Annotated in this window: 12 protein-coding genes; 7 read left to right on the top strand and 5 right to left on the bottom strand. The window is 30.6% G+C overall.

Annotation, left to right across the window (positions count from 1 at the left end):
- Positions 1-234: 234 nt before the first annotated feature.
- From CSPA_RS23740 to CSPA_RS23715, 6 genes are all read left to right on the top strand, one after another.
- On the top strand, positions 235-1,176 hold the full coding sequence (locus CSPA_RS23740; protein WP_015394945.1) for an alpha/beta fold hydrolase: 942 nt from the start codon (positions 235-237) through the stop codon (positions 1,174-1,176).
- A 96-nt stretch (positions 1,177-1,272) separates the two neighbouring features.
- Positions 1,273-3,762 carry a glycoside hydrolase family 31 protein gene (locus tag CSPA_RS23735; protein ID WP_015394944.1) on the top strand — a complete coding sequence of 830 codons (2,490 nt, stop codon included), beginning with the start codon at positions 1,273-1,275 and terminating at the stop codon, positions 3,760-3,762.
- A 444-nt stretch (positions 3,763-4,206) separates the two neighbouring features.
- A complete protein-coding gene (locus tag CSPA_RS23730; RefSeq protein ID WP_015394943.1) occupies positions 4,207-5,184 on the top strand; it encodes a mannose/fructose/sorbose PTS transporter subunit IIA in 978 nt (325 codons plus the stop codon).
- A gap of 36 nt (positions 5,185-5,220) precedes the next feature.
- Complete coding sequence (locus tag CSPA_RS23725; RefSeq protein WP_015394942.1) at positions 5,221-6,027, top strand: PTS mannose/fructose/sorbose transporter subunit IIC; 807 nt, start codon at positions 5,221-5,223, stop codon at positions 6,025-6,027.
- A 19-nt stretch (positions 6,028-6,046) separates the two neighbouring features.
- Positions 6,047-6,958 carry a PTS system mannose/fructose/sorbose family transporter subunit IID gene (locus tag CSPA_RS23720; protein WP_015394941.1) on the top strand — a complete coding sequence of 304 codons (912 nt, stop codon included), beginning with the start codon at positions 6,047-6,049 and terminating at the stop codon, positions 6,956-6,958.
- A gap of 273 nt (positions 6,959-7,231) precedes the next feature.
- A complete protein-coding gene (locus CSPA_RS23715; protein ID WP_015394940.1) occupies positions 7,232-7,606 on the top strand; it encodes a DUF956 family protein in 375 nt (124 codons plus the stop codon).
- 134 nt (positions 7,607-7,740) lie between these two features.
- Here the strand turns inward: CSPA_RS23715 and CSPA_RS23710 are convergent, their stop codons facing one another.
- The 5 genes from CSPA_RS23710 to CSPA_RS23690 form a co-directional block, all read right to left on the bottom strand.
- Positions 7,741-8,244 (bottom strand): hypothetical protein, encoded by a 504-nt coding sequence (locus CSPA_RS23710; RefSeq protein ID WP_015394939.1) that lies wholly within the window; start codon positions 8,242-8,244, stop codon positions 7,741-7,743.
- 4 nt (positions 8,245-8,248) lie between these two features.
- Positions 8,249-8,554 carry a hypothetical protein gene (locus tag CSPA_RS23705; RefSeq protein WP_015394938.1) on the bottom strand — a complete coding sequence of 102 codons (306 nt, stop codon included), beginning with the start codon at positions 8,552-8,554 and terminating at the stop codon, positions 8,249-8,251.
- Positions 8,535-9,071 (bottom strand): RNA polymerase sigma factor, encoded by a 537-nt coding sequence (locus CSPA_RS23700; protein ID WP_015394937.1) that lies wholly within the window; start codon positions 9,069-9,071, stop codon positions 8,535-8,537. The genes CSPA_RS23705 and CSPA_RS23700 overlap by 20 nt, the downstream gene beginning before the upstream one ends.
- 4 nt (positions 9,072-9,075) lie before the next feature.
- Positions 9,076-10,041, bottom strand: coding sequence for a LiaF transmembrane domain-containing protein (locus CSPA_RS23695; protein WP_015394936.1), 966 nt, complete (start codon positions 10,039-10,041; stop codon positions 9,076-9,078).
- A gap of 462 nt (positions 10,042-10,503) precedes the next feature.
- Entirely contained in the window at positions 10,504-11,289 is a 786-nt protein-coding gene (locus tag CSPA_RS23690) for a helix-turn-helix domain-containing protein (RefSeq protein ID WP_015394935.1), read from the bottom strand.
- A 127-nt stretch (positions 11,290-11,416) separates the two neighbouring features.
- On the opposite strand from CSPA_RS23690, the gene CSPA_RS23685 reads away from it, so the two are divergent.
- Positions 11,417-13,549: a glycoside hydrolase family 3 C-terminal domain-containing protein gene (locus CSPA_RS23685; RefSeq protein WP_015394934.1), complete on the top strand. Its 2,133-nt coding sequence runs from the start codon at positions 11,417-11,419 to the stop codon at positions 13,547-13,549.
- Positions 13,550-13,573 lie beyond the last annotated feature (24 nt).

Below are 13,573 nucleotides of genomic sequence, written 5' to 3'. Positions count from 1 at the left end.
TTTGGACACTTACTTTTTGGACAAGCTTAAAATGAAACAAGCCCCCATTAATAACCTTCATCAGCTCAATTTCACATGCCTGCTCCAGAAAAAATGTATCATATTTCTAGAGTAGTTTAGTAATTTTAATTTCTCAAGAGAGTATATATATTCCATTTATAAGTTTGATTATTAATTGGGATATCTATAATTGAAAAGATAGTTTTAGAATTTATATAAGTAAGGAGATTTATTATGGCATTTCAAGAAATAAGTTTTGAATCATTTAACAAAAAAGATAAAGTGCAAGCTTGGATTTATAATCCAATTAAAAAACCGATAGGAATAATTCAGCTTTTACATGGTTATCATGAACATTCGCGTAGATATATACATATGATATTAAAATTAAATGAAGCAGGTTTTATAGTTGCAGCTGATGATCATGTTGGACATGGAAAAACAGCTTATGTTTCGAATAATTGGAGTGACTGGGGAGATAAAGGATATATTACAATGGTAGAAGATGAGCATACTCTTCGTCAAATTGTTCAAGAAAAGAATCCAGGATTACCTTATTTCATGTTTGGTCATAGTATGGGATCAATGATTGCTAGATGCTATGCTGCTACTTATGGAGAAGGAATTGATGGTCTAATTGTATGTGGAACTTCAGGAGTATTTAAGTCAGCAAGCACAGTTATGCCTATTTTTAAGCAACTAATAGATGATGGGAAAGGTGAAGAAGTTGATCCAGCTTGCCTAGAACAACTTATGGGGTGGATGTGGAAAACTGAACGATATCAAGAAAATCCAGTTACTGCAAATAACTGGGCATGTGGTGAACAAGCCGTAAATGAAGATCATGCAAGAGATATATATAGTGACTTATTAATGCCACCTAATATACGTTCACTATATTACTTCGTTAATATGATGAATGATATAGTTGGAACTAAGTGGGCAGAGAAAGTACCAAAAGAAATTCCAGTTTACAACATTGCTGGAGATCAAGATCCAGTTGGACAGTATGGAGAAGGCGTTTATGCAGTATCAAACTGGCTTGCAGAAACAGGACATAAGGTTAAAACAAAAGTTTATTCAGGATATAGTCACGAAATACAATATTACACTGATATTATGGATGAAGTTGAAAATGGAATTATAGATTTTATGAATTCTGTTATTGCTAAATAATTAAAGGGAATAATACAGTAAATATAAGCTTTTTTAGAAAAAGGCCTATATAGATGACTGATTGTATATATAGATATAATTGAGGAGGATAATATTATGATGATAAGTAATAAAATAATAAGATTAGATAATTTTGAGGATTATCTAGAAATTGCTACAAACGCAGCCAAATATAGAATTATACTCTTAAATGATGATATAGTGAGGATTCGCTGCACTTTTGATGAAGAGTTTAAAGATGAAGCTTCATATGCTTTAGTTATGACAGCATGGGAAGATAAGATGGATGAGTTATTAAAAAATGAAAGAACAAGAGTTAAAGCAATTAGTACTAAATATGAGGATTTAGGAAATTATATTGTATTAGCAACAAAAAATATTAATGTAAATATTTATAAAGAGCCATTTGGTATAGAAATTACTGATAAGCAAGGAAATGTATTACATTCAGATTTAAAAGAAAAGGCATATGTTAAGGATACATTAGGAAGATTATATCATTACTCATGTTTGGAGGATGAAGATTATTTTTATGGATTTGGGGAAAAAGCTGGATATTTAAATAAGAAAAGAAGAAGAATGAGAATGCATAATGTGGATACTATAGGTTATGATTCAGAATGCACAGATCCACTTTATAAGCATATTCCTTTTTACATAAAGCTTAATAGTAAAAATAATCTAGCAAGTGGAATATTCTATAATAATTCTTATGATTCTACCTTCGATATGGGATGTGAGAGAAGTGGATACTGGAATAAATATAGTTATTTTTGTGCTGATGGCGGTGAATTAGATACATTTTTCATAAATGGACCACAAATAAAAGATGTAGTAAAGAATTACACAGATTTAACAGGAAAAACAGCAATGCCAACAAAGTATTCCTTAGGATATATGGGGTCAACTATGTACTACACAGAGCTTGAGGAAGATTCAGATAAAGCTATTTTACAATTCATAGATAGATGTAAAGAAGAAGGGATTCCTTGTGATGGTTTCTTTATGTCATCAGGATATACAACTGGTGAAGATGGGAAAAGATATGTATTCAATTGGAACCATGATAGATTTAAAAATCCAGGGGAGTTTGTAAGCAAGTTAAAGGAAAAAGGGGCAGCTCTAGCACCTAATATAAAACCAGGTATGCTAATTTCTCATCCTTTATACAAAGAATTTGATGAAGCAGGCGCTTATATAAAAGATGAAAAAGAAGAAAACTCACAAACTGATAGATATTGGGGAGGTCAAGCTTCCTTTGTAGATTTCACTAATCCTAAAGGAAGAGAATTGTGGAAAAAGCATCTAAAAGAATCGCTAGTTTCTCTTGGAATAACATCTATATGGAATGATAATAACGAATATGAAATAAATAATACAGAAGCTGTTTGCCATTTTGAGGGTATGAAGAAAGAAGTAAGTGGATTAAGGCCAATAATGCCAAACTTAATGGCACTTATGGCAAAAGAAACTGTGGAAGAAGTTTATCCAAATACAAGACCATATATAACAAATAGAGCAGGATTTGCTGGAATTCAGCGTTATGCACAAACTTGGGCTGGAGACAATAATACAAGCTGGAAGAGTTTGAAATTTAATATTCCTGTAATATTAGGATTAGGGCTTTCAGGTGTAGCAAATCAAGGTTGTGATATAGGAGGATTCTTTGGACCAGTACCTGAACCAGAATTATTTGTAAGATGGGTTCAAAATGGAATATTCCAACCAAGATTTTCAATTCATTCTTGTAACAATGATAATACGGTTACTGAACCTTGGATGTGTCCATCTTATACTAAGTATATAAGAAATGCTATACAATTAAGATATAAATTAGTTCCTTACTACTACTCACTATTATTTGAGGCAGCTACAGAAGGAGCACCAGTTATGCGACCTTTAATATATGAATTCCCACAGGATAAAAAATTGCTTGAAGAAAGTTTTGATTTTATGATTGGAAATTCAATTTTAGTTGCTAATGTTCTTGAAAAAGGTGCAAAAACTAGAAAGGTATATTTACCAGAAGGAGCAACTTGGTTTGATTGGTATACAAAACAAGCTTATCAAGGAGGCCAAACAATTGAAGTTGAAGTTACACTTGGATCAATTCCAATGTTCTTTAGAAGTGGTGCAATTGTTCCAATATGTGAAGAGTTAATGAATATTCATAAAGATTCAATGGATAAGCTTAATATTTTAATAGAGACATCACAAGAATCAAGTTTTGTATTGTATGAAGATGATGGTACTACAAACAATTATAAGAATGGAGAATATTTAAAGACAACTATAAGCATTAACAATGAAGCTGGAATAAAGGTTGTCTTTGACAAAGAAGGTAATTATAAAACAACAGTTAATGAAATGTTAGTAAATGCATTCTGTAAAGATATAGCACCAATGCAAGTAAGACTAGAAAATAAAAAACTTAAAATGTTCCTAGATAAAAAAGAATGGGAAGCAAGTGAAGAAGGCTGGTACTATGATATGGAACAAAAGACAGCTAAAATAAAATATAAAAATATTGAAGAAAACTATGTATTATATATTGACTCTGATGTTAAGGATCTGATTTCTATATAATATGAGTTCCTTGTAGATTATACTAAAACATATATTTATCCATAATATCTGTAGTAAATCAGATATTATGGATATTGTTTATTCAAAGATTAATATAAGATTAAAAAAAATTAAAAATATATTGCGCAATAGAGAAAAACGTGTTAGTATGTAAAGGTAGTCATAAGGGGAACCTTTAATAAAGGGATCTAAATGGGCTATATTGAAATAAAAATATCTAGCGTGTTACTGATTCGATCAGGCATGAGCATAGGTAATAAAATAATTTAATATTTGTTTGGCACATCACATAATTTGTATGGTTTTATACGGTATTATCATATATTTTATGATCTAATTTGGAGTACAAGTAGTGTGATGAAAAGCTTACATATATTGTTTTATTTTATTTCTAATGCTCATGCCTTTTGTTTTTGTAACAAATAAAAAATAGGAGGTAAAAAAATGGTAGGAATTATTCTTGCTAGTCATGGCGAATTCGCTGAAGGTATCATGCAATCTGGTAAAATGATTTTTGGAGAACAAGAAAACGTAAAAGCTGTTACGTTGATGCCTAGTGAAGGACCTGATGATCTTAGAGCAAAATTGAAAGAAGCAATTGCATCCTTTGACAACCAAGATGAGGTTTTATTCTTAGTTGATCTTTGGGGTGGTACACCATTCAATCAAGCAAATGCTCTATTTGAAGAACATAAAGATAAATGGGCAATTGTAGCTGGTATGAATTTACCAATGCTTATTGAAGCTTATGGTGCACGTCTTTCAATGGAATCTGCACATGAAATTGCAGCGTTTATCTTAAATTCAGGTAAAGAAGGAGTTAAAGTTAAACCAGAAGAATTAGAACCAGCAGATACTGCTAAATCTAATGGAGCTGGAGCAGGGCAATCTAATGCAGGTGCACCAGGATCGTTTGAATATGTTTTAGCTCGTATTGATTCTCGTTTGCTTCATGGTCAAGTTGCAACTGCTTGGACAAAAACTGTAAATCCTACAAGAATTATTGTAGTTTCAGATGCAGTAGCAAAAGATGAGCTTCGTAAGAATTTAATAACACAAGCTTCTCCTCCAGGAGTTAAAGCACATGTTGTTCCAGTTGATCATATGATTAAACTTGCAAAGGATGATAAGCATTTTGGTGGTCAACGTGCAATGCTTCTTTTTGAAAATCCACAAGATGTTCTTAGAGCAGTAGAAGGTGGAATACCACTAAAGACAATCAATGTTGGTTCAATGGCTCACTCTATAGGAAAGGTTCAACCAAGCAAGGTTCTTGCGTTCAACCAAGGAGACATTGATACATTCAATAAGTTAAAACAATCTGGACTTAATTTTGATGTTCGTAAAGTACCAAATGACTCAAAAGGAAATATGGACGAAATACTTAAAAGAGCACAAGAAGAATTAAATAAATTAAAATAATCTAGTTAATTAGATAAAAAAGGAGGATTCATAACCATGACTTTAAATATAGTTCAAATTATATTAGTCATTTTTATAGCATTTTTAGCTGGTGTAGAAGGTATCTTAGATGAATTCCAATTTCATCAACCATTAGTTGCTTGTACGTTAATCGGCTTAGTTACAGGGCATTTAGTACCATGTTTAATATTAGGTGGTAGTCTTCAAATGATGGCCTTAGGTTGGGCAAACATTGGTGCTGCCGTAGCACCAGATGCAGCGCTTGCATCTGTTGCATCTGCAATTATTTTAGTTCTTGGAGGTCAAGGCGAAGCAGGAGTTGCTTCAGCAATAGCTATTGCTGTTCCTCTAGCAGTTGCAGGGTTATTATTAACAATTATTTGTCGTACAATAGCTACAGCATTTGTTCATTTTATGGATGCTGCTGCTAAAGAAGGAAATATCAAAGCTATTGAAATGTGGCAAGTTGCTGCTATTTGTTTACAAGGTGTACGTATTGCAATTCCAGCAGGATTGATTTTAGCAATTGGTGCTGGCCCAATCAGTACATTACTTGCTGCAATGCCTGCTTGGTTAACAGGTGGTTTAGCTGTTGGTGGTGGAATGGTTGTAGCTGTTGGTTATGCAATGGTAATAAATATGATGGCTACAAAAGAAGTATGGCCATTCTTTGCAATTGGTTTTGTATTAGCAACTATTTCACAAATCACACTTATAGGACTTGGTGCTATCGGTGTTGCTATAGCTCTTATTTACTTAGCACTTAGCAAACAAGGTGGTTCAAGTAATGGTGGAAGTTCAAATACTGGTGATCCTTTAGGGGATCTTATCGATAGATACTAAGAAGGGGGAGGAAACGAAAATGTCAAAAGAATTAAAATTAAGTAAAAGAGATCGTATTTCTGTTTGGTTCCGTTCATTTTTCCTTCAAGGTTCTTGGAACTATGAAAGAATGCAAAATGGTGGTTGGGCATTTGCAATGATCCCAGCAATCAAAAGATTATATAAGAGTAAAGAAGATAGAGCAGCTGCATTAGAACGTCACTTAGAGTTCTTTAATACTCATCCATATGTAGCTTCACCAATTATAGGTGTAACATTAGCATTAGAAGAAGAACGTGCAAATGGTATGGCAATTGATGATGTAACTATTCAAGGTGTAAAGGTTGGTATGATGGGACCTTTAGCTGGTATCGGAGATCCAGTTTTCTGGTTTACTGTAAGACCTATTTTAGGAGCATTAGGTGCTTCACTTGCTTTAAGTGGTAACATTCTTGGACCAATTATCTTTTTCCTTGCTTGGAATATCATTCGTATGGCATTTACATGGTACACACAAGAGTTTGGTTTCAAAGCTGGATCTCGTATTAGTGATGACTTATCAGGTAATATGCTTCAAGATATTACAAAAGGATCATCTATCCTTGGTATGTTCATTTTAGGATCATTAGTTAACAGATGGGTATCTGTTAAATTTGCTCCAGTAGTATCATCTGTTAAGTTAAGTGAAGGTGCTTTCATTGATTGGAGCAAACTTCCTCAAGGAGCAGAAGGTATAAAGCAAGCTCTATTACAACAAGGATCTGGTATGTCATTAACTGATACTAAGGTTACAACATTACAAAATAACTTAGATTCATTAATTCCTGGTCTTGTAGGATTATTAATTACATTACTTTGTATGTGGTTACTTAAGAAGAAAGTATCTCCAATTGTTATCATTCTTGGATTATTTGCAATTGGTATAGTATTCCACTTGATCGGTTTAATGTAACATTTTTCACTTAGCCTAGGCTTTTAGCCTGGGCTTTTCTTAACATAATAAAGTAGTTAAGTTTAATATGCTTTGGAATAATTAAAAGAGGTGTAAATAAAATATATATGCTATAATTATCAAAGTTCAACTATCAATTGTCAGGTGATGAGGAAAATTTTGCAGAGAAAGTTAGAAAAATGAAGTATGAAAATATAGAGATAGTACAATGTTGATTGAAATTTATATATAATTAAAATAGATATCTGTATAATTAGAAAGGAGGTAGATTAGATGGTTCAATCAATCAATACAAAAGTAGACCTAGTGATTGAAGCAACAGCTTTTACAGGCCTTGCAGATTATGGAAAGATAATGATTGGTGACAACGGTTTTGAATTTTATAATTCTCGTGATTTTCGTAAATTTATTCAAATTCCTTGGGAAGAGGTTGACTATGTCATAGCATCCGTAATGTTTAAGGGAAAGTGGATTCCCCGATATGCAATTAGAACGAAGAAAAATGGTACATATACTTTTTCATCTAAAGATGCAAAAAAGGTACTTCGTACTATTCGAAATTATGTTGATCCAGAGCACATGGTTTCTTCGTTAAGTTTTTTTGATGTTGTGAAACGTGCAGTGAAGTCAATGTTTAAAAAGAGTTAATTAACATATATAAAAAAGCTTCACAAAATTTTGTGAAGCTTTTTTATATATGTTAATTTTATTGTAAATTCCTTTAGAAATTATTTTTATATATAAGATCTATACCAATAGCGTTAATATTAAAAGACGTAACATTAGTCTCTTTTCTTAAATAAAATCGAGATACCTATAATAATCAATGCTATAGGAATGAAGTATTGTGATGCGTAAGATCGAATATATTTATAAATATCATTATCGATAAAAATTTGATTTAAGATAGATAAGGCCCCAAGAATAATTAAAAAAGATCCCAAAATTACCCAACCTTGTTTGTTAATTCGTTCATTCCATGAAGGATTTTCGTTGTAGAGATTTTCTGTGTTAACATAGTTCTTAAAAATGAATTCAGAATCAGGAACATATTCTCCACGTTTGATTTTATTTGAAATAGAAAAGGTATCAAAGAAGGTATAAAACCATATACAAATTTTAATTAAATGAGACAAGAAACCAAGTCCAATAAAAGATAAAATTGGGCCAATAAGCATATATAAGAATAGAACCTGGACTCCTTTTTTTATTAATCCATGATACATATATCCAACACCAGGGATGCAGGCGGTTATAAATGTAAGAAAACTATTTCTATTGTTCATATTTTCACTCTCCTAATTGTTTGATAAAATTAATAATAGAATGTTGGTTAAGTTCAGTAACTATAGCTTTATCAAGGAAGCGAGATTCGAATTTTGTAATGTGTACTTGAATACTAGTAATATTAATAAAAATACTAAATAAACCAGCAGCTATTAAAGCATAGGAAGGGATTAGGGTATTTCTCTCAGAATTAGGAAGCTGCTTTTTATGAAGTTTTTTCATTAGTTTTTCATTATAATCATCAGGCACATGAACATTTTCAAAAGAATTAATAATTATACTATCAAGATCATCTCTTCTGTTTTGCATAAAAGTGAACCTCCGTTTCAATAATATTTTTTAATTTATTTTTAGCTCTATAAATTCTTCCCTCAACTGTTTTTAAAGGTAAATTTAATACATTTGCAATTTCCTTTTGAGTTAATCCAATATAATAATATAGTACAAGAGGTGTTTTTAAATTTAGTGGTAGAGATTGAATACTTTGCCGTATAAAATTTTGCTCATCTATATCCTGCTCGGATTCTTTAGAAAAGGTAAAGAGGCCGGTTAAAAAATTTTTAATACTTCTCTTTCTTGTATAATCTATACACTTAGAAGTTGTAATTTTATATAAATAAGTGGAAAAGGAACAATCTTCTCTAAATTTATCAATATTATTAAATACACTTATAAAAACTTCTTGAGACAAATCTTCTGCCTCATAGTAATCAGTAGTATAGGAACAACATAAGGAGAGAATTCTTTTTTTATAAAGGTCTACCATGTAAATAAAAGCATTTTCATCTTTTGTTTTAAGTTTTTTAATGAATTCTTGCTCCTCCATTTTTTCACTCTCCACTATTTATTTTAATAGTTCCATTATTTAATTTAGCTTTTATTATGTCTTCACCAGTACCTAGCTTTTTAGAAATTCCAGAGTTAACTCTTTTTTCATCATTTATTTTGCAAGTACCATGATTTATATCTGTATTGACTGATAAATTTTTATCCTTTGTATCTAAAGATATCGAACCATTATTCATAGAAATATCAATGTTTTTACATAAATTATTGTTTAAATCTATCTTACCATTTTCTAATTTTAGGGATGAATTTGGAATATCACCTTGTAAATCATATTTTCCATTATCAGCAGTTAAATTTAAAGTTGTAAGCTTTAAAGCACTATCACTATATACATTAAGGTTAGAACCTTTTATAGATGCATCATATCCTTCGGGCAAATAGATTGTGGCTTTAATTGAATCTATATTATCATCTATAATTTTTATAGTATACCCATTTGAATCATTTATAGGATTCAATTCATAATCATTCAAAGTTCTGTTTTGTTTTATAAATAATTCAGTATCTATAGTTATTTTATTGTCGGCAGCTTTTTCTATATTAAGTTTACCATTTAATGTTTCAAAATTTAATTTGTTACCAATAGGCTCTAAAGTAATTTTTTTATCAATTGATTGTAAATTTTTACTTTCAAAGACATTGTCAAAGAAACTTCTATTAAAATCAAATGAAACATTATTTTGTTTTATATTGTTAAAAATGTCTGTAGATATATTGGCTAAAAATGAAACTATTATTATAGCAAAAACAAGACCACTGATTCTTATTCTTTCATTTTCTTTTTTTACTAAAGTGTAATACAAAATTTCTATGCCTATTAAAATAATTACTATTGGCCAAAATTTTATGATTTTTTTCCCTAAATCTGGATTGTTGGAATTAATCATAATCCAAATACCAAGAAGTATAAAACATATAGCAGAAGTGGTTGTACCTATTTTTCTCATATAAAAATCCTCCGTGAATTTTATTTTCATATATTTAGACGTAATGGAAATAGGTAATCCCACGTTTAAAATAAAAAAATTTAAGTTTTATTATAAATTGTCACATTAATAATGAAACCCATGAAAATCAAAACTTGGTTTTCATGGGACATTTAAGTTAGCAGAATTTATAGTGTTGTCAGCTACTTATGTATGTTATTTTATGCATGATTTAAATAAAAAAATTGCAGGCGACTTTGGAGCCGGAGATTTTTTTTACGCATCTGCCTTTTCGAACGTATGTGAGAAAAATGTGCACATTAGAAAAGGCAGCTATGCTGCATATAAGAACATTTTATGCAGGCGAATAAGATTTATTTTTTATTCTTTTTGACACACAAAACCTATTTAATTGGCCTTTTCAATAAGTTGTCCACAGATTTAACTTTATTATAAATTCCTAAAGAATAAAAAATCTAGAATTTATGTAAAACTTAGTTTAGAATTTCTATAATTTTTAGGAGTGGTATTTGTAATGCTAAAGAAATTTCTATTAAATGAACGTATACTTGAATAGCCACATTTATAAGCTATATCAGTAATTGTATCGTCACTATTTGTTAATAGATATGAAGCATAGCTAATTCGATTTTGATTAATAAAATCTACAAAGGAGATTCCTAAAACTTTATTCAAGTATTTAGAAAGATAATTATAGCTATAATTAAATTCATCAGCAATACTTTTTAAGGAAATATCCTTGGTAAAATTATTTTGAATATAATTTAGAACTTTATGAATTAATTCGTAATCATTTTTTTCACTTATAAGTAATTGTGTATGTTCCATAACTTCGGAGCATATTAAGTACAGACATGACTTCATTTGAAGTAGGTTAGCATTATCATTGAAAATTCTATCTAGTATTAATGATTGGGAGGCATTGGATAGATTAAACACAGGATTTTCGAGATATTTACCATATGCTATATTTTCAAATGTTTTGATATATTTTGGAGAAAATACACAAATGCATAATTCAGAGTAATCTTTGGTTGAAAGGGAATGAATTTCATATGGTAAAATCAGCATACAGTTATTTTTCTTTAGAGTGAAATTTTTATTGTTAACAAAAACTTCTATATTGCCATCCTTTACAAAAATAAACTCAAAACTGCGATGTAGATGAATTTGATAATTAAGACTTATTGGATAGTAATTTGAAAAAAGAGTGTCTTCACCAAAATGATATGCTTCATATTTTAACATAATAAGCCTCCAAAAGGATAAATTATGTCTATAATTATATAAGTAATTTCTTGTTAGGTCAACATAAGGTTAGTTATAATTAATTAAAATGTAAATTTAGGAATAATTATAGTTTGGAGGGAATCATATGCAATTTACTGAAAGAATAACTCATGAATATGCATTAGAAAAGGCAAAAGAATTAGTATCTAAAATGACGTTACAAGAAAGAGCTGAGCAATTAACGTATAAGGCCCCAGCTATAAAACATTTAAATATATCAAGATATAATTGGTGGAATGAAGGGCTTCATGGCGTGGCTAGAGCAGGTACAGCAACAGTATTTCCTCAAGCAATTGGATTAGCTGCTATATTTGATGATGAGCTTTTAGAAAAAATTGCAGGGATTATTGCAACAGAAGGTCGTGCAAAGTACAATGAAAATTCAAAGAAAGAAGATAAAGATATATATAAGGGCTTAACTTTTTGGTCTCCAAATGTAAACATATTCAGAGATCCGAGATGGGGAAGAGGTCATGAAACTTATGGAGAGGATCCTTATTTAACTTCAAGATTAGGAGTTGCTTTTGTTAAAGGTTTACAAGGTGATGAAAAATATTTAAAAATAGCAGCTTGTGCTAAACATTTTGCAGTGCATAGTGGACCAGAAGGTTTAAGACATGAATTTAATGCAGTTGTAAGTAAAAAGGATTTATATGAAACTTATCTACCAGCTTTTGAAGCTTGTGTAAAAGAAGCTGATGTTGAGGCTGTAATGGGTGCATATAATCGTACTAATGATGAGCCTTGTTGTGGAAGTTCGCTTTTATTAAAGGATATCTTAAGAGGAAAATGGCAATTTAAAGGACATGTAGTATCTGATTGCTGGGCTATTGCAGATTTCCATTTATACCATGGTGTAACAAGTACTGCTACTGAATCAGCTGCCCTAGCAATAAAAAATGGTTGTGATTTAAACTGTGGAAATGTATATCTTCAAATGTTATTAGCATATAAGGAAGGTTTAGTAACAGAAGAAGATATAACAAGAGCAGCTGAAAGATTGATGGCAACTAGGATTAGATTAGGTATGTTCGATGAAGAATGTGAATTTAACAAAATACCTTATACAATGAATGACTGTAAAGAACATCACGAAGTTTCATTAATGGCTTCACGAAAGTCTATTGTAATGCTTAGAAACAATGGATTACTTCCATTAGATAAATCAAAATTAAAATCAATTGGAATTATTGGGCCAAATGCAGATAGTGAATTAATGCTAAAGGGAAATTATTTTGGAACAGCTTCTAAGTATATCACAGTTCTAGAAGGAATACATGAAGCTGTAGATTCAGAGAATATAAGAATCTTTTATTCTGAAGGATGTCACTTATATAAAGATAGAGTTCAAGATTTAGCTGAGCCAGATGATAGAATGGCTGAAGCTGTGACTGTAGCAGAACACAGTGATGTCGTTATTCTTTGCCTAGGTTTAGATTCTTCAATTGAAGGCGAACAAGGAGATGCAGGTAATAGTGATGGAGCTGGTGATAAATTAAATTTAAATTTACCAGGTAAACAACAGGAGTTACTTGAAAAAGTAATTGCTACAGGTAAGCCTGTAATAGTAGTTCTTGGTGCTGGAAGTGCATTAACGTTGCAAGGGCAAGAAGAAAATTGTGCAGCAATTTTAAATGCATGGTATCCAGGAAGCTTTGGAGGAAGAGCAATAGCAGATTTAATATTTGGAAAATGCTCACCAAGTGGCAAACTGCCTGTAACTTTTTATAAAACTACTGAGGAATTACCAGAATTCACTGATTATTCTATGAAGAATAGAACTTATCGTTACATGAAAAATGAAAGTTTATATCCATTTGGTTTTGGATTAACTTATTCTAAGGTGCAATTGTCAGATTTATCTGTATCAGATATTAGTAAAGATTTTGAAGGTGTAGAAGTAAGTATTAAAATTTCTAATGTTGGAAATTTTGACATTGAAGAAGTTCTACAATGTTATATAAAGGATCTTGAATCAAAATATGCAGTTGACAATCATAGTTTATCAGCATTTAAGAGAGTTGCTTTAAATAAAGGCGAAAGTAAAGTTGTAAAAATGACAATAAATAAAAGAGCTTTTGAAGTTGTAAATGATGAAGGGGATAGAATCCTTGACAGTAAAAAATTTAAATTATTTGTTGGAATAGCACAACCTGATGGCAGAAGTAAGGAACTAACAGGAATAACTCCTTTAGAAGCAGATATTGAATTAATATAAACAATTATTTAAGTAAAAAATGAT

It is taken from the genome of Clostridium saccharoperbutylacetonicum N1-4(HMT), from assembly GCF_000340885.1.
Lineage (GTDB): Bacteria > Bacillota > Clostridia > Clostridiales > Clostridiaceae > Clostridium > Clostridium saccharoperbutylacetonicum.
The sequence above is the reverse complement of the archived record's forward strand: the minus strand, read 5'-3'. Positions and strand labels throughout refer to the sequence as shown.